Origin of the sequence: Streptomyces sp. NPDC090994, from assembly GCF_044768905.1 — a bacterium.
Classification (GTDB): Bacteria; Actinomycetota; Actinomycetes; order Streptomycetales; family Streptomycetaceae; genus Streptomyces.
Map to the genome: position 1 here is coordinate 47,012 of NZ_JBIVWS010000026.1, position 16,038 is coordinate 63,049.

Consider the following 16,038-nt stretch of genomic DNA (forward strand, 5'->3'; position numbering starts at 1 on the left):
TGCCGAACCCTTGCCACGAATTCGGCACGGGTCGAAACGGCCCGTGGCTTCGGGCGCAGGAGCGACTCTGCGTTCCACGGCTCGACATCCGTCCACCCGAACCGGAAGGCGATCTCGTCGAAGACCGGTGCGAAGTCCGCACCGACCAGCTCCGGCATCTGGTAGCGAAGCCCGCGAACCCGGGCGACGAAGTTCGCGGGCAACGGCACGTGGTACGCCTCCAGGTAGTGCGCAAAGTCCGCGCGCCATACTCACATGCCATCGGTTACCAGCGAGGAGCAGCCGGACGTGTGCCGATGGACCTCTCCCGTGACGACATCGGCCCCTGCCTCCATGAAGTACGTGAGGCGATGGCCGACGTCGAGATACTCCACGATTTCCGCTTCATCCGGCTCGCCGGACGCTTGCACCTGAGCCCTCAGCGGTCCCGCGGCCAACTCGCTCGAATAGCCGAAGTCATCGAAGAAGCCGAGCAGCCTCAGCACGCGTACCCCCGTCAGCCTCTGCGACCTGAGCAACAATCGAGGCGAGCATACGCAGACTCGAGGGTCGCCAGTACGGCCCATACGCGACCGTGGCCGCCCGGCCGCGTGATCGTCACCGAGTGACTGCTTGATTCTCTGTGCTGCACGTCAGAGATCCCGTCTTGCGGCGACCACTGGAATCCGCCTCAAGGCGGGACCCTTCGTAGTGTTCGAGTGGGAGAGTGGGAGACGGGTGGGAGACGGCCGAGGAAACTGGACCCGGGCGAGCGCGAATCTCCGGGAGTTTCCGGTAGGCCACCGCTACCGGAAACCCTCGGTCAGATCCACCGTCAGTGAGCCGGCTCGCCCGCGTCCGGGCTCAGTACGCCCAGGCTGACCAGGACGATGAGCACGATGCCGAGGATGACGCGGTAGTAGACGAACGGCATGAAGCTCTTGGTGGAGATGAACTTCATGAACCAGGCGATCACGGCATATCCGACACCGAAGGCGATGACCGTCGCGAAGATCGTCGGGCCCCAGGCGATGTGGTCGCTCTCCAGCGCGTCCTTCAGCTCGAACAGGCCCGAGGCGAGCACGGCGGGGACGGCGAGCAGGAAGGAGTAGCGGGCCGCGGCCTCGCGCCGGTAGCCCATGAACAGGCCGCCGCTGATGGTGGCGCCGGAGCGGGAGACGCCGGGGATGAGCGCCGCGGCCTGGCAGAGCCCGAAGATCAGGCCGTCCTTGACGCCGAGGTCGGTCAGCTCCTTGCGCTGCTTGGCCACCCGGTGCCGGCCGCCGTTCTCGTCGCGCGCCGCCAGCCGGTCCGCGACGCCGATCACGATGCCGACCACCACCAGCATGGTCGCGGTGATCCGCAGGTCGCGGAAGGGGCCCTCGATCTGGTCCTTCAGGGTCACGCCGAGCACACCGATCGGGATCGAGCCGACGATCACCAGCCAGCCCATGCGCGCGTTGTGGTCCTTGCGCATCTCCTTGTCGGCCAGCGACTTGCTCCACGCCCCGATGATCGACGCGATGTCCTTGCGGAAGTAGATCAGCACGGCGGCCTCCGTGCCGATCTGCGTGATCGCCGTGAAGGCCGCCCCGGGGTCGTGCCAGCCGGAGAACGCCGCGGTCAGCCGCAGGTGCGCGCTGGAGGACACGGGGAGGAACTCGGTCAGCCCCTGGACGAGTCCGAGGATGAGGGATTCAAACCAAGACATGAGGTACGGAGTCCAAGTGCCGATCGTGAACGGGCGACGACGGACACACCTGGCCGACGCCTGTGATGATCAGGATCGAGGGGTGTCGAGGGCAGCGTAGCGCCCCCGGATGACAGCCCGGGCACAGGGCCCGGTCAGTACCCGGTCGGCCCCGGTCAGCGGGCGCGCAGCCGGTTCCGCTTGCGCCAGGCCACCACGGCACCGGCGAGGCCGGGCAGCGCGATGCAGGCCAGGGCGATCAGGAAGGCGGGGGAGGTCGGCGTGGAGGCCCGGGCGCCGGCGACGACGTACGCGGCGGTGTTCGGGATCGAGCCGAGCGCCGTCGCCAGCAGGAACGCCGGCAGGCTCATCCGGGAGACCGCGGCGCAGTAGTTCGCCGCCGCGAACGGCACGCCCGGGAACAGCCGGGCCGCCAGCATCGACCGGAAGCCGTGCCGGCTGAGCTGCCCGTCCGCGGCCTTCAGCCACTTGCCGCGCAGCAGCGGGCGGAGCGCCTCCTGGCCGAGGACGCGGCCCAGGCAGAAGGCGATCCCGGCCCCGAGCACCGTGCCCGCCAGCGCCGCGCCGAGGCCCAGCGACGAACCCAGGAGGGCGCCGGCCGCCAGGTTGAGCAGCGGACGGGGCACGAAGGCGACGGTGCACAGGCCGTACGCGACCGCGTACGCCAGTGCCGCGGCGGCTCCGCCCAGTTGCGGTGGCCAGCCGTGCACCAGCAACTGCTGCGGCTGGAACAGCAGCACCGCCGAGGCGGCCGAGACCAGGAGCAGGACGAGCAGCGACAGCCGGGACCAGGGCGACAGCAGGATTCTCGTCGCGCGGGCGGAGATCCCGGCCCGGGCGACGGCCGGGGCGGGTGTGACGGTGGTGGCCCGGGGAGAGGCCGTGGCGGTGCCCCCAGAGCGGGTGGTGGCATCGAGCATCCGGTGACACTAACCGACGAATCCGTGTGATCGCCGTATGGTGCGTGTCATGACTGTCACAGGCGGGCGAACTCCGGCCGTGCCGAGCAGTCCGCTCGCCGACCGCGTCCTGGAGCGGCTCACCGCCGTGTACCCGGCCGACGCCGACCCGGAGCGGGCCGCGCCGATGCGCGCGTACATGCGGGACGTGGCCCCCTTCCTGGGCCTGACCAGCCCGGTCCGGCGCGCGCTGTCCCGTACCGTGCTGCGCGGCGTGCCGCGTCCCGGGGAGGCGGACTGTGCCGCGATCGCGCTGCGCTGCTGGCGGCTGCCGGAGCGGGAGTACCACTACTTCGCGGTGGATCTGCTCCGCCGTCATGTGTCCGTACTCACCCCCGGTTTCCTGCCGGTGGTCCGGCACCTGGTCACCACCGTCCCCTGGTGGGACACCGTGGACCTGCTCGCCGCGCACGTCGTCGGCGGCCTGGTGGCGGCCGGTCCGCGGCTCGGGGCGGAGATGGACGCCTGGATCGAGGACGACGACCGGTGGCTGGTCCGCGCGGCCCTGCTGCACCAGCTCCGGTACAAGGAACGCACCGACACCGCCCGTCTCTTCGCCCACTGCCTGCGCCGCGCGGACCACGACGACTTCTTCGTCCGCAAGGCGATCGGCTGGTCCCTGCGCGAGTACGCCAAGACCGACCCGGAGGCCGTGCGCGGCTTCGTGGCCGCGCACCGGGAACGGCTCGCCCCGCTGTCCGTACGGGAGGCCCTGCGGGCCGTCGGCCCCTGAGCCGCACCGGATCGTCGAACTCCCGTGCCATAAAAAACCATTCGACGCGGGGCAAAGCGTCGGCAATGATCGGCGTCATGTTCCGGTACGCCTTCCACCTCGTCGCCTCCGCGGTCGCGGACGCACCGAAGGCTGCCGTCCCCTTCTTCCCCGGGGCCTTCCCGGCCACTGCCGGCGGCGCCCGAAGCTGACCCTCTCCGGATCGTCCGGCGGACCCCGCAGGGGGAGGGTCGGCCGGTCACCGGGGTCCCCACCTTCCTTCGAGCGAGGCTTCGAGGTACCGCCATGTCCAAGACGGCGTACGTCCGCACCAAACCGCACCTCAACATCGGCACCATGGGCCATGTCGACCACGGCAAGACCACCCTGACCGCCGCCATCACCAAGGTCCTCGCCGAGCGCGGCGGCACTGCCTTCGTGCCGTTCGACCGCATCGACCGCGCCCCGGAGGAGGCGGCGCGCGGCATCACCATCAACATCGCGCACGTCGAGTACGAGACCGACACCCGCCACTACGCGCACGTCGACATGCCAGGTCACGCCGATTACGTCAAGAACATGGTCACCGGCGCCGCCCAGCTCGACGGGGCGATCCTCGTCGTCTCCGCGCTGGACGGGATCATGCCGCAGACCGCCGAACACGTGCTGCTGGCCCGGCAGGTGGGAGTCGACCACATCGTGGTCGCGCTCAACAAGGCCGACGCCGGCGACGAGGAACTGGCCGACCTGGTGGAACTGGAGGTCCGCGAGCTGCTCACCGCCCACGGCTACGGCGGCGACACCGCGCCCGTCGTACGGGTCTCCGGGCTGAAGGCGCTGGCCGGCGACCCCCGCTGGACGGCGTCCGTGGAGGCGCTGCTCGACGCGGTGGACACGTATGTGCCCCTGCCGGAGCGGTATCTGGACGCGCCCTTCCTGCTGCCGGTGGAGAACGTGCTGACCATCACCGGGCGGGGCACGGTCGTCACCGGAGCCGTCGAGCGCGGCACCGTGCGGGTCGGTGACCGGGTCGAGGTGCTCGGGGCCGGCGTCGAGACGGTGGTCACCGGCCTGGAGACGTTCGGCAAGCCGATGGCCGAGGCGCAGGCCGGGGACAACGTGGCGCTGCTGCTGCGGGGCGTCCCCCGGGACGCGGTCCGGCGGGGGCACGTGGTGGCGGCGCCGGGGAGCGTGCTGCCGCGGCGGACCTTCACCGCGCGGGTGTACGTGCTGTCGACGCGGGAGGGCGGGCGTTCGACGCCGGTCGCGACCGGGTACCGGCCGCAGTTCTACATCCGTACGGCGGACGTGGTGGGGAACGTCGACCTCGGGGAGGCGGGCGTGGCCCGGCCCGGGGAGACGGTGACCATGACCGTGGAGCTGGGGCGGGAGGTGCCGTTGGAGCCGGGGCTCGGGTTCGCCGTCCGGGAGGGCGGACGGACGGTCGGGGCCGGGACCGTGACCCGAGTCGCGTGAGGCGTGCGGGGCCGGGGCCGTGATCGGCGTCACGTGAGGTGCGCGGGGCGCGGCGCGCACGGGCGCTGCTGAAGGCGCGCGCCCGGGCACAATGAAGAGGTGAACGAAGCCATACCCGTCTCCCGCGTCACCGGCCAAGGCACCGTCAAGCTCATGCCGGACGTCGACCGGGAGCGGGCGTGGCTGCTGACGGTCGACGGGGCGCCGCAGTCGTACGTCGACCTGGACGAGCCCGAGCACCTGGAGTTCGAGTACGCGCGGCGGCTCGGGCACGTGCTGGACACCGTGGCCGAGCCGGGCCGGCCGCTGGACGCGCTGCACCTCGGCGGGGGCGCGCTCACCCTGCCCCGGTACCTGGCGGCGACCCGGCCCGGCTCCCGGCAGGACGTGGTGGAGTTCGACCGCGGACTGCTGGAGCTTGTCGCCGAGTGTCTGCCGCTCCCGGACGGCGCCCGGATCGCCCGGCACGCGGCCGACGCCCGCGCGTGGCTGTCGGCCGCCCCGGCGGACTCGGCGGACGTGCTGGTCGCCGACGTCTTCGGCGGCTCCCGGGTGCCCGCGCACCTGACCTCCGCGGAGTACGCCGAGGAGGCCGCGCGGGTGCTGCGGGCCGACGGCGTCTACCTGGCCAACCTCGCCGACGCCGCGCCGTTTGCCTTCCTCCGCTCCCAGCTGGCCGCCTTCGGCGCCCTGTTCGCGGAGCTGGTGCTGATCGCCGAGCCGGGCGTGCTGCGCGGGCGCCGCTTCGGCAACGCGGTGCTGGCCGCCGCCCACCGGCCGCTGGACGTGGCCGCGCTGGCCCGGCGTTCGGCGGCCGACGCCTTCCCGGCGCGGGTGGAACACGGGCCGGGGCTGCGGAGGTTCATCGGCGACGCGCGTCCGGTGCGGGATGCGGACGCGGTGCCGTCACCCGAGCCCCCCGACGGGGCGTTCGGCATCGGCTGATCCGGCGTCGGCGTCGGCGCCCGCGGCCGGCGTGCCCAGGGTCACCGGTTCCGTCCGGCGGCGCAGATCGCGTACCTCCGGGACGAACAGCACGGCGGACGTGACCACCACGACCAGCGCCGCACAGCCCCACAGCGACTCCGTCCGCCCGAACGCGGCCTCCGAGGGACCCGCCAGGGCGGTCGCCGCCGGCACCAGCGCGACCGAGCCGAACCAGTCGTACGCCGAGATCCGCGACAGCTTCTCCTCGGGCACCTCCTGGTGCAGCGCGGTCATCCAGCTCACGCCGAACACCTCGATGGACAGGCCGGTCACGAACATCACCGCGCACAGCGCGCCGGCCGGCACCGGGACGGCCAGCGCGGCGGCGGGCAGGGACAGCGGGAAGACGCACAGGGTGCCGGCGAGCAGCAGACGGCGCGGTTTCCAGCGGGTCATCAGCAGCGCGCCGCCGACCGTGCCGGCGCCGAAGCAGGCCAGCGCCAGGCCCCAGGGCCCGGCTCCGCCCAGGTGGTCGCGGGCGACCAGCGGGCCGTAGACCGCCTCGGCGGCGCCGACCACCGCGTTGGCGATCGAGAACTGCACCACGATGCCCCACAGCCACGGCCGTCCGCTGAACTCCCGCCAGCCCTCCCGCAGATCGGCGAGGAGGCCGTCGCCCGGAGTGCGCGGCGGAATGTGCTTCACGTCGAGCAGCCCGCGCAGCGCCGCCGCGCACGCGAACGCCGCCGCGTCCGCCGCGAGCACCCAGCCGGGCCCGATCGCGGCGACCATCGCCCCGCCCAGCGCCGCGCCGCCCAGGCCCGCGCCGTGCATCGCCATCCGGAACACCGCGAAGGCCCGGGCGGCGTGTTCGCCCTTGACCGAGGACATCAGCATGCCCTCCGCCGCCGGGGCGAAGAACGCCTGGCCGGTGCCGCCGAGCCCGGACAGCAGCATCATCTGCCACAGCCGCGGCTCCCCGGCGAGGACCAGCACCGCGAACGCCGCCTGCGACAGGCAGTTGAGCGTGTTGGCCGCGACCATCACCTGGTGCCGCGGCAGCCGGTCCGCCAGCGCGCCGCCGATCAGCAGGAAGAGGACCAGCGGGAGGGTGCGGGCGGCGGCGACCAGGCCCACGTCGCCGCCGTCGCCGCCCGCCTCCAGTACGGCGAAGGCGGCGGCGATCAGCGCGCCGTTGCTGCCGAGGCTGGTCACCACGGTGGCGGCGGTCAGCAGGGAGTAGTTGCGGCTCGCCCAGGCGGGGGACCAGGGGGCGCGGCGGCGGGGGCGCGATACGTACGGCACCTGGCGACTATCGCCGGGGCGGGGCCTTTCTGCCAATGCCCCGTACCGATACCTGCCCGGCGGGGTCTGGCCCCAGAAGCTACCTGCGGGTAACTTGTCGCTCATGAGCGCAGACCAGATGTCGATCGGCGAGATGCTCGCCGCCACGGTGCCGATGGTGCGGACCCTGAACCTGGAGTACCTGGAGACCGGTCCGGAGCGGGCCGTGCTGGCCCTCCCGGACCAGAGCGAGTACCGCAACCACGTCGGCGGGCCGCACGCCGGGGCGATGTTCACCCTCGGCGAGTCGGCCAGCGGGGCCGTCGTCCTGGCCGCGTTCGGCGACCAGCTCTCGCGTGCCGTACCGCTGCCCGTGCACGCCGAGATCGCGTTCAAGAAGATCGCCCTGGGCCCGGTCACGGCCACCGCGACGCTCGGGCGGCCCGCCGCCGAGGTGGTCGCGGAACTGGACGAGGGGCTCCGTCCCGAGTTCCCGGTGACCGTGGCCGTCCGGCGCGAGGACGGCGCCGTCACCGGGGAGATGACCGTGACCTGGACGCTGCGGCCGAGCGGCTGAGGCACGGCACGCGGCACCGTTCGAGGGCCCGGCCGGGTGGTGCCTGGCCGGGACCTCGGTCCATGGGGGCGTCAAGCGGCGAGAGAGCCCCCGGCGTCGCGGGCGCCCGTCCCGTCCCCGGTGTCCTCCAGCCCGGCCACGAACTCCTTCAGCCAGGACGTGAACGCCGGTCCCAGGTCGGGCCGTTCGCAGGCCAGCCGTACCACCGTGCGCAGGTACTCGCCCTTGTCGCCGGTGTCGTAGCGCGGTCCGTCGAAGACCACCCCGTGCACCGTGCCGTCCGCGGCGAGTTCCTGGAGGGCGTCGGTGAGCTGGATCTCCCCGCCCCGGCCCGGCGGAGTGCGCTCCAGGACCCCGAAGACGGCCGGGTCCAGCACATAGCGGCCGATGACCGCGTACCGGCTCGGCGCCCGCTCGGGGGCGGGCTTCTCCACCAGCCCGGTGACCCGGACCACCCCGTCCTCCCCGCTGGGTGCGACGGCGGCGCAGCCGTAGAGGTGGATCTGGTCCTCCGGCACCTCCATCAGGGCGACGACGCTTCCCCCGTGCCGGCCCTGGACGTCGAGCATCCGGCTGAGCAGCGTCTCGCGCGGGCCGATCAGGTCGTCGCCGAGCAGGACGGCGAACGGCTGGTCGCCGACGTGCCGGCGGGCGCACAGGACCGCGTGGCCGAGGCCCAGGGGCTCGCCCTGCCGGATGTGGTGGACGGCCGCGAGCCGCGCCGGGTCGCGGACCGCGTCCAGCCGTACGGTGTCGCCCTTCGCCGCGAGGGTCTGCTCCAGTTCGAGGGCGTTGTCGAAGTGGTCCTCGATGGCCCGCTTGTGCCGTCCGGTGATCATCAGCACGTCGTCCAGACCGGCCGCCGCGGCCTCCTCGACGACGTACTGGATGGCCGGTTTGTCGACGACCGGCAGCATCTCCTTGGGGGTGGCCTTCGTGGCGGGCAGGAACCGCGTGCCGAGCCCGGCGGCCGGCACGACCGCCTTGCGCACGGCGCGGGCGGGACCGGTCGTGGTCGGAGTGGGGGAGGCGATCATGCGGTCATGCTGACCCGGCCGGATGGGAACCGGCCGAGAACCGCCTCTCAATGACCTGTGGGTGCGGCCGGGCGCATGGTTCGGGAGGGTGACGGTCCGGGTGCGTTGCCGGCGTGAGCGATCCGGGCGGTTGCCGCCGGGGAGCGATCCGGGCGGGTTCGCGCTGCGCCGGGGAGTGATCCGGGCGGGTTCGCGCCGCGCCGGGGAGCCTGACGGCGTGTCAGACCCGCCGTGACGCATAGTGCCTGCGTGCAGACACCCGAGGAGCCCCAGACCGTGACCCGCACCGCCTCCCGGCGGTCCGCCCTGCGCCTGCTGGCCGGCGCCGCCGTCACCGCGACGGCCGCCGCTGCCGGGGGCACCGAAGCCGCCGCCGGCACCGGAGGCACCGAAGCCGCCGCCGGCGCCGGAGGGCATCCGCGCGCCGCGACCGCCCCCGGCACCCGCGTCGACGACCTGGTCGCCCGGCTCACCCTCCCCGAGAAGGTCTCCCTGCTGCACGGAGCGTCCGACCCGCACCCCCTGGGCCAGGCCGGCCACGTCCCCGGCGTCCCCCGCCTCGGCATCCCGCCGCTGCGCCTGGCCGACGGCCCGGCCGGCGTCCGGGTCGCCGCCCGGGCCACCGCGCTCCCCGCCCCCGTCCTGCTGGCCGCCGCCTTCGACCCCGGACTCGCCCGCCGCTACGGCCAGGTCATCGGCCGCGAGGGCCGCGCCCTCGGCCAGGACGTGCTGCTCTCCCCGATGGTCAACCTGATCCGCACCCCGTACGCGGGCCGGAACTTCGAGACCTTCGCCGAGGACCCACTGCTCGCCGCCGACCTGGTCGCCGCCGAGACCGAGGGCATCCAGGGCGAGGGCCTGATCGCCACCGTCAAGCACTTCGCGCTGAACAACCAGGAGAAGGACCGCGAGACCGTCGACGTCCGCGTCGGCGAACGCGCCCTGCACGAGGTCTACCTGCGCGCCTTCGAGGCCGCCGTCGCCGCCCGCACCGGCGCCGTGATGGCCGCCTACAACAAGGTCGGCGGCACCCACGCCGGCGAGAACGCGGACCTGCTCACCGGCGTGCTGCGCGAGCGCTGGGGCTTCGACGGCCTGGTGATGAGTGACTGGTCCGCCACCCACTCCACCGCCGCCGCCCTCGCCGCCGGCCTCGACCTGGAGATGCCGGACGGCACGCACTACGGCGCCCCACTGCTGAAGGCCGTGACGGACGGCACCGTCCCCGAGGCGCACGTCGACCGCGCCGTACGCCGCGTCCTGACCGTCATGGACCGCTTCGGCCTGCTCGACGCCGACCCGCCGCCGCGCCCCGCCCGCGACGCCGCCGCCGGTGCCGCCGTCGCCCGCGAGGTGGCCGAGGCGGGCGCCACCCTGCTGCGCAACGAACGCGGCACCCTGCCCCTGGTCCCCGGCCGTACCGTCGCCGTGATCGGCCCCACCGGCGACCGTCCGCTGGTCGGCGGCGGAGGCAGCGCCCATGTCGTCCCCGACCGCGCCGACCGCCCCCTGGATGCCATCGGCGCCCGCGCGGCGCGGGTGACGTACGCGCTCGGCGAGGACGTCTTCGGCAAGCGCCTGCCCGCCGACGCCCTCGCCCCCGCCGCCGACACCGACTCCCGGCACGTGCCCGCCGACGAGACCTGGACCTACGACGGCACGCTCACCGTCCCCGAGGCCGACGAGTGGACCTTCCTCCTGCACTACTCCGCCGAGCCCACCCGCCGCCCCGAGGTCCGGCTCGGCGACGAGAACCTCTTCCCGCTCGCCCCCGGCTACACCGAGTACTTCCCCGGCGGCCTGGTCACCGCCGCGCCCGACGGCCTCGCCGTGCGCCGCCGCACGCTGCGGCTGACCGCGGGCGGGCACCGGCTGCGGATCACCGCGGCGGGCGGGAAGGACGGGCAGACGTTCCGGCTGCGCCGGATCACCGGCGCGACCCGCGCGGCCGACGTCGCCGAGGCCGTGCGCGCCGCCCGCGCCGCCGACGACGTGGTCCTGTTCGCCTACGAGGACGCCACCGAGGGCCAGGACCGCACCGCCCTCGCCCTCCCCGGCGGCCAGGACCGGCTGATCGACGCCGTGACCCGGGCCAACCCCCGCACCACCGTCGTCCTCAACACCTCCTCGGCCGTCACGATGCCGTGGCTGGCGCGGACCGGCGCCGTGCTCCAGATGTACTACCCCGGCCAGGAGGGCGCCGCCGCCACCGCCGCCGTCCTGTACGGCGAGTGCGACCCCGGCGGCCGGCTCACCCAGACCTTCCCGGCCGACGGCGACCGCCACCCGGTCGCCGGGGACCCGCGCCGCTACCCGGGCACGCACGGCACCGTCGAGTACACGGAGGGCGTCCACATCGGCCACCGCTGGTACGACGCCCGCGGCGTGCGCCCGCTCTTCCCCTTCGGGCACGGACTGTCGTACACCTCCTTCGCCTACACGGACCCGGAGGCGCGGCCGGTGCGGGGCGGTGGGCTCGACGTCTCCTTCACCGTCCGCAACACCGGCCGCCGGGACGGCGTGACGGTGGCGCAGGTGTACGTGGGCCCCTCGCCCGACCTGCGGCTCGACCAGCCGGTACGGGCCCTGGCGGGGTACCGGCGGCTCGCCCTGCGGGCGGGGGAACGGCGCCGGGTGACGGTCCGCGTCACCTCCCGCACGCTCTCCTGCTGGGACCCGCGCCGCCACGACTGGGTGCTGGGCACCGGCCGGCGCACGGTGTGGATCGGGGCCTCCTCGGCGGACCTGCGGCTGCGCACCGGCGCGGACGCGGGTGCCCTCGCGTGACCCAGTAGGCTTCCCGGGACAGCAGGAGCGAAACCGCGAGGAGCCCGCAGTGCACGTCCAGGAATGGCTCGACACCGTGCCCGCGGCGGCCGTCTACGCCGTGGTGGGACTGGTCATCGGTCTGGAGAGCCTGGGCATCCCGCTGCCCGGCGAGATCATCCTGGTGTCGGCGGCCCTGATGTCGTCCCAGCACGGCGGCATCGACCCGGTGATCCTCGGCGCCTGCGCCGTCGCCGGCGCGGTGATCGGCGACTCCATCGGCTACGCCATCGGCCGAAAGGGCGGACGGCCGCTGCTGGCCTGGCTGGGCCGCAAGTTCCCCCGGCACTTCAGCGAGGGCCACGTCGCCACCGCCGAACGGTCCTTCACCAAGTGGGGCATGTGGGCGGTCTTCTTCGGCCGTTTCATCGCCCTGCTGCGCATCTTCGCGGGACCGCTGGCCGGGGTGCTGCACATGCCCTACTGGAAGTTCCTGATCGCCAACGTCCTCGGCGGCATCGTCTGGGCCGGCGGCACCACCGCCGTCATCTACTACGTCGGTGTCGTCGCCGAGTCCTGGCTCAAGCGCTTCTCCTGGCTGGGCCTGGTGGCGGCGGTGCTCATCGGCGCCACGTCCATGCTCGTGCTGAAGCGCAGGGCGAAGAAAGCGGAGCCGGAGCCGGAGCCCGTTCCCGCCGCCGAGTAGCCGTCCCTCAGTCCCCGTACGCTCCCCGGTGCACCTTCGCCAGCTCCGCGTAATGGGTGCCGTTGAGCGTGACACCCGCACGCTCCTCCTGGGTCAGCGCACGCCTCACCTTCGCCGGCACCCCGGCGACCAGCGACCCCGGCGGCACCACCATCCCCTGCGGGACCAGCGCCTGGGCCGCGACCAGCGACCCCGTCCCGATCACCGCCCCGTTGAGTACGGTCGCCCCCATCCCGACCAGGCAGTCGTCCTCGACCGTCGCCCCGTGCACCACGGCGTTGTGCCCGATGGACACCCGCTCCCCGACGGTGACCGGGAAGCCGGGGTCGGCGTGGAGCGTGCAGTTGTCCTGGACGTTGCTGTCCGCCCCGACCGTGATTCCCTCCACGTCGCCGCGCAGCACCGCCCCGTACCAGACGCTCGCCCCCGCGCGCAGCGTCACGTCCCCGATCACCGAGGCCGTCGGCGCCACGAACGCCTCCGCGTCCACCTCGGGTTCCCTGCCGCCGATGCCCGTGATCAGTGCCTGGTGCGTCATCGTCGCCTCCTGGTCGGTGATGTCACCGGCACGGTAGTCCACCCGGTGGGGTGAAGATCACAGCCCTTCCCGGTCAAGGCCGCGCGGCGCGCTGAGTACCGTGAGCGGGTGCCGAAGCGCGAGAACACCCATCCGTCCCGGCGGCGCCGCCTGGCGCAGCGCGCCGTCCACGCCGTCTGGGCCTGGGCGCAGCGCACCGGCTCGGTCACCGCCGAGCACCCCGGACGGTTCCGCTTCGCCGCCCTCGGCCACGGCACCCGGCTCGCCTTCCCGCTCGGCACGGTCTTCGGCGAACCCTGGATCCGCCTCGGCGCCCACTGCGTCATCGGCGAACAGGTCACGCTGACGGCCGGCCTCATGCCCGACCTGGACCTGGGCCCGGAGCCGATCCTGCGCATCGGCGACGGAGTCGTCCTCGGCCGGGGCAGCCACGTCATCGCCGACACCACCGTCACCATCGGCAGCGACTGCTACTTCGGCCCGTACGTCTACGTCACCTCGACGAACCACTCCTACGACGATCCCCACCAGCCCATCGGCAAGCAGTGGCCCCGGATGGAGCCGGTGGAGATCGGCCCCGGCTGCTGGATCGGCACCGGCGCGGTGATCCTGCCGGGCGCGCGGATCGGCCGGAACGTGGTGGTGGCCGCCGGCGCGGTGGTCCGGGGCACGGTGCCCGACCACGCCGTGGTGGCGGGCGCCCCCGCCCGCGTCGTACGGCGCTGGACGCCCGACGGCGGCTGGCAGCCGCCGCTGCGCACGCCGGCCCCGGTGCCGATCCCGGACGGGGTCACGCCGGAGCAACTGCGCGCCCTGTCGCAGCTGGACGAGGAGACGGTTGCGCAGCTCGCGCGGCCGGCCACCGAGTCCTGACCGCACCGGTCCGCAGTACAGTTTCAGTCCATTCCCTTGCACGCATGGGTACAGCCGAGCATCACCCTGGACGGAACGTGTCGGACCTCGACCTGCTGACCCAGTCCCTCGCGCGCAACGTCAGGCGCTGGCGCACCGAACGCGGTTTCACCCTGGATGCCCTCGCCGCACGGGCCGGGGTCAGCCGCGGCATGCTGATCCAGATCGAACAGGCCCGCACCAACCCCAGCCTCGGCACCGTCGTCAAGATCGGCGACGCGCTCGGCGTCAGCGTCACCACACTCCTCGACCGCGAGCAGGGGCCCCGCATCCGGATCGTCCCCGCCGAGCAGGCGGTACGGCTCTGGCACACCGAGGAGGGCAGCTACAGCCGCCTCCTCGCCGGGACCGAGGCGCCGGGCCCGCTGGAGATGTGGGACTGGCGGCTGATGCCGGGCGAGCACAGCACCTCCGACCCGCACCCGGCGGGCACGGTCGAGCTGGTGCACATCACCGCCGGGGAGCTGACGATCACCGTGGACGGCACGGACCACCGGGTGCCGGCCGGAGCCAGCGCCTCGTACGCGGCGGACACCCCGCACACGTACGCCAACACCGGCACCGTACCGATGGAGATGATCCTGGCCGTCTCGGTGCCACCGCCCCGCTGAGGCGTTGTTACCGTGCGGGCATGCAGCCACCCATCGGACACTTCGACCGTGCCGTCCCCGCCCCCGACTGCCTCGACGAGCTGACCCGCCCGGTCGCCGACGCCGTACGCCACTGGCGCGGCGCCGTCCCCGCCGAACAGATCCTCTACGTCGACACCGACCCGGAGTGGGCCGACACCGCCACCTTCGTCGAGCACTACGGCCGCGAGCTGCTGGAGCAGTCCGCCAACTGCGTCGTCGTCAGCGGCAAGCGGGGCGGCGAGACCACCCTCGCCGCCTGTCTGGTCCTGTCCACCACCCGGGTCGACGTCAACGGCGTGGTCCGCCGCCACCTCGGCGCCCGCAAGGCGTCCTTCGCGCCGATGGACACCGCGACCGGCGAGACCGGCATGGAGTACGGCGGCATCACGCCGGTCGGTCTGCCCGGCGACTGGCCGGTCCTGGTGGACTCCGCCGTCGTCGACCTGCCGTACGTCCTGGTCGGCAGCGGACGGCGGCGCGGGAAGCTGCTGGTGCCGGGCAAGGCGTTCGCGGAACTGCCGGGGGCGGCCGTGCTGGAGGGCCTCGGCGTGGCCTGACGGCCGCCAGGCTCGGCGTCCGCCCGACGGTCCCGTACGGCCGTCCCGTCAGACGGCGGTCCGCGTCCCGAGGTACTGCTCGGCGAACGCCGCCGCGGCGACGGGGGAGTCGAACAGGCGGCGCAGCCGGGCGAGCGTGGTGGCCGCCCGGTACGGGTCGCCCGACGCCGTGCCGTGGTACACCTCCGACAGCCACTGAGAGAACTCCTGGTAGTCCCAGACCAGCCGCAGGCAGGTGTCGGAGTAGCGGGCGAGGACGCCGTCGTCCCCCTCGGTCAGCCGCGCGACCAGCCCGTCGGCCAGCAGGAAGGCGTCGTGCAGGGCGAGGTTCATGCCCTTCGCGGCGATCGGCGCGGTGAGATGGGCGGCGTCCCCGGCCAGGAACAGCCGCCCGGACACCATCGGCTCGACCACGTAGTTGTGCATGTCGAGCACGCGCTTCTCGATCAGCCGCCCCTCGTTCAGCTCCGGCGCGTCCGCCGCGCGCAGCCGCTGCCGCAGCTCGCCCCACACCCGCTCGTGCGGCCAGCTCTCCGGATCGTCGCCCGGCGGGCACTGGAGGTAGTAGCGGGTCACCTCGGGGCTGCGCTGCATGTGCCCGGCGAAGCCGCGCGGATGCATGCCGAACACCACGCACTCCGCCGACGGCGGCGCCTCGGCGAGCAGCGCCAGCCAGCCGATGCCGTAGTCGTACCGCGAGATCCGCGTCCGCCCGGCCGGCACCGCGTCCCGCGTCACCCCGCGCGCCCCGTCGCACCCGGCGACGAACGCGCACTCCGCCACCCGGCGTTCACCGCTGTCGGGGCAGACGTACGACACCGAGGGCCGCTCCGTGTCCAGACCGTGCAGCCGCACGTCCCGCACGCCGAACCGCGCCGCGCCGCCCCGCACGTCCACGTACTCCCGCACCAGATCCGTGACGAGGAAGTGCTGCGGATACACCCAGTGGTGACGGTCCGTCATCTCCCCGTACCGGAACAGGTACCGCTCCCCGCCGAACCGGAACTCGCACGCGGTGTGCCGCTGCGCCCGCGCCAGCAGCCGCCGGGCCAGCCCCCGCCGCGCCAGCCCGTGCACCGCCCACTCCTCGATCACCCCGGCCCGGGGCCGCCGCTCGACGAACGCGCGGGTCTCGCACTCCAGCACCAGACAGTCCACCCCGGCGGCCCGCAGCACACAGCCCACGGTGAGCCCGGCGGGACCGGCACCGACGATGACGACCGGGAACCGCTCGGCGGCGGCGGAAGGGGTGGCCATCCGGGCAT

General features: G+C 73.7%; 16 protein-coding genes. 9 read left to right on the forward strand and 7 right to left on the reverse strand.

What is annotated here, in order from left to right; genetic code table 11:
- Positions 1 to 251: 251 nt before the first annotated feature.
- From ACIQR3_RS33340 to ACIQR3_RS33350, 3 genes are all read right to left on the reverse strand, one after another.
- The gene (locus ACIQR3_RS33340) at positions 252 to 485 is read right to left on the reverse strand and encodes a hypothetical protein (protein ID WP_403544636.1); all 234 of its coding nucleotides are present in this window, start codon (positions 483 to 485) and stop codon (positions 252 to 254) included.
- A 329-nt stretch (positions 486 to 814) separates the two neighbouring features.
- Complete coding sequence (locus ACIQR3_RS33345) at positions 815 to 1,690, reverse strand: undecaprenyl-diphosphate phosphatase (protein WP_403544638.1); 876 nt, start codon at positions 1,688 to 1,690, stop codon at positions 815 to 817.
- A gap of 155 nt (positions 1,691 to 1,845) precedes the next feature.
- Positions 1,846 to 2,610 carry a TVP38/TMEM64 family protein gene (locus ACIQR3_RS33350; RefSeq protein ID WP_403544640.1) on the reverse strand — a complete coding sequence of 255 codons (765 nt, stop codon included), beginning with the start codon at positions 2,608 to 2,610 and terminating at the stop codon, positions 1,846 to 1,848.
- 49 nt (positions 2,611 to 2,659) lie between these two features.
- Here ACIQR3_RS33350 and ACIQR3_RS33355 point away from each other — a divergent pair, with 49 nt between their 5' ends.
- From ACIQR3_RS33355 to ACIQR3_RS33365, 3 genes are all read left to right on the forward strand, one after another.
- Positions 2,660 to 3,382: a DNA alkylation repair protein gene (locus tag ACIQR3_RS33355; RefSeq protein WP_403544642.1), complete on the forward strand. Its 723-nt coding sequence runs from the start codon at positions 2,660 to 2,662 to the stop codon at positions 3,380 to 3,382.
- Between the two features lie 285 nt (positions 3,383 to 3,667).
- Positions 3,668 to 4,837 carry an elongation factor Tu gene (gene tuf / locus ACIQR3_RS33360; RefSeq protein WP_403544643.1) on the forward strand — a complete coding sequence of 390 codons (1,170 nt, stop codon included), beginning with the start codon at positions 3,668 to 3,670 and terminating at the stop codon, positions 4,835 to 4,837.
- 99 nt (positions 4,838 to 4,936) lie between these two features.
- Positions 4,937 to 5,782 (forward strand): spermidine synthase, encoded by an 846-nt coding sequence (locus ACIQR3_RS33365; protein WP_403544645.1) that lies wholly within the window; start codon positions 4,937 to 4,939, stop codon positions 5,780 to 5,782.
- Here the strand turns inward: ACIQR3_RS33365 and ACIQR3_RS33370 are convergent.
- Positions 5,744 to 7,069: an MFS transporter gene (locus ACIQR3_RS33370; RefSeq protein WP_403544647.1), complete on the reverse strand. Its 1,326-nt coding sequence runs from the start codon at positions 7,067 to 7,069 to the stop codon at positions 5,744 to 5,746. The genes ACIQR3_RS33365 and ACIQR3_RS33370 overlap by 39 nt on opposite strands.
- A gap of 118 nt (positions 7,070 to 7,187) precedes the next feature.
- Here ACIQR3_RS33370 and ACIQR3_RS33375 point away from each other — a divergent pair, with 118 nt between their 5' ends.
- Positions 7,188 to 7,625 carry a DUF4442 domain-containing protein gene (locus ACIQR3_RS33375; RefSeq protein WP_403544677.1) on the forward strand — a complete coding sequence of 146 codons (438 nt, stop codon included), beginning with the start codon at positions 7,188 to 7,190 and terminating at the stop codon, positions 7,623 to 7,625.
- Between the two features lie 71 nt (positions 7,626 to 7,696).
- On the opposite strand, the gene galU is transcribed toward ACIQR3_RS33375, so the two are convergent.
- Positions 7,697 to 8,662 (reverse strand): UTP--glucose-1-phosphate uridylyltransferase GalU, encoded by a 966-nt coding sequence (gene galU / locus ACIQR3_RS33380; protein WP_403544649.1) that lies wholly within the window; start codon positions 8,660 to 8,662, stop codon positions 7,697 to 7,699.
- Between the two features lie 249 nt (positions 8,663 to 8,911).
- On the opposite strand from galU, the gene ACIQR3_RS33385 reads away from it, so the two are divergent.
- Positions 8,912 to 11,449, forward strand: coding sequence for a beta-glucosidase (locus ACIQR3_RS33385; RefSeq protein WP_403544651.1), 2,538 nt, complete (start codon positions 8,912 to 8,914; stop codon positions 11,447 to 11,449).
- A 49-nt stretch (positions 11,450 to 11,498) separates the two neighbouring features.
- Positions 11,499 to 12,134: a DedA family protein gene (locus ACIQR3_RS33390; RefSeq protein WP_403544653.1), complete on the forward strand. Its 636-nt coding sequence runs from the start codon at positions 11,499 to 11,501 to the stop codon at positions 12,132 to 12,134.
- 7 nt (positions 12,135 to 12,141) lie between these two features.
- Here ACIQR3_RS33390 and ACIQR3_RS33395 read toward each other — a convergent pair whose 3' ends face one another.
- Positions 12,142 to 12,672: a gamma carbonic anhydrase family protein gene (locus tag ACIQR3_RS33395; RefSeq protein WP_403544655.1), complete on the reverse strand. Its 531-nt coding sequence runs from the start codon at positions 12,670 to 12,672 to the stop codon at positions 12,142 to 12,144.
- A 108-nt stretch (positions 12,673 to 12,780) separates the two neighbouring features.
- Between ACIQR3_RS33395 and ACIQR3_RS33400 the strand changes: the two genes are divergently transcribed.
- The 3 genes from ACIQR3_RS33400 (at position 12,781) to ACIQR3_RS33410 (ending at position 14,773) form a co-directional block, all read left to right on the forward strand.
- Complete coding sequence (locus ACIQR3_RS33400) at positions 12,781 to 13,545, forward strand: acyltransferase (protein ID WP_403544657.1); 765 nt, start codon at positions 12,781 to 12,783, stop codon at positions 13,543 to 13,545.
- A 77-nt stretch (positions 13,546 to 13,622) separates the two neighbouring features.
- Positions 13,623 to 14,195 carry a helix-turn-helix domain-containing protein gene (locus ACIQR3_RS33405; protein WP_403544658.1) on the forward strand — a complete coding sequence of 191 codons (573 nt, stop codon included), beginning with the start codon at positions 13,623 to 13,625 and terminating at the stop codon, positions 14,193 to 14,195.
- Between the two features lie 20 nt (positions 14,196 to 14,215).
- Complete coding sequence (locus tag ACIQR3_RS33410; RefSeq protein ID WP_403544660.1) at positions 14,216 to 14,773, forward strand: YbaK/EbsC family protein; 558 nt, start codon at positions 14,216 to 14,218, stop codon at positions 14,771 to 14,773.
- Between the two features lie 48 nt (positions 14,774 to 14,821).
- Here the strand turns inward: ACIQR3_RS33410 and ACIQR3_RS33415 are convergent, their stop codons facing one another.
- Entirely contained in the window at positions 14,822 to 16,030 is a 1,209-nt protein-coding gene (locus tag ACIQR3_RS33415; RefSeq protein ID WP_403544662.1) for a 4-hydroxybenzoate 3-monooxygenase, read from the reverse strand.
- Positions 16,031 to 16,038 lie beyond the last annotated feature (8 nt).

Excerpts from the sequence above, each read along its gene's own strand:
- ACIQR3_RS33415 (WP_403544662.1), bottom strand. The coding sequence starts at position 16,030 with ATGGCCACCCCTTCCGCCGCCGCCGAGCGGTTCCCGGTCGTCATCGTC.
- ACIQR3_RS33410 (WP_403544660.1), top strand. The coding sequence starts at position 14,216 with ATGCAGCCACCCATCGGACACTTCGACCGTGCCGTCCCCGCCCCCGAC.
- ACIQR3_RS33350 (WP_403544640.1), bottom strand. The coding sequence starts at position 2,610 with ATGCTCGATGCCACCACCCGCTCTGGGGGCACCGCCACGGCCTCTCCC.
- galU (WP_403544649.1), bottom strand. The coding sequence starts at position 8,662 with ATGATCGCCTCCCCCACTCCGACCACGACCGGTCCCGCCCGCGCCGTG.
- ACIQR3_RS33375 (WP_403544677.1), top strand. The coding sequence starts at position 7,188 with ATGTCGATCGGCGAGATGCTCGCCGCCACGGTGCCGATGGTGCGGACC.
- tuf (WP_403544643.1), top strand. The coding sequence starts at position 3,668 with ATGTCCAAGACGGCGTACGTCCGCACCAAACCGCACCTCAACATCGGC.
- ACIQR3_RS33355 (WP_403544642.1), top strand. The coding sequence starts at position 2,660 with ATGACTGTCACAGGCGGGCGAACTCCGGCCGTGCCGAGCAGTCCGCTC.
- ACIQR3_RS33345 (WP_403544638.1), bottom strand. The coding sequence starts at position 1,690 with ATGTCTTGGTTTGAATCCCTCATCCTCGGACTCGTCCAGGGGCTGACC.
- ACIQR3_RS33395 (WP_403544655.1), bottom strand. The coding sequence starts at position 12,672 with ATGACGCACCAGGCACTGATCACGGGCATCGGCGGCAGGGAACCCGAG.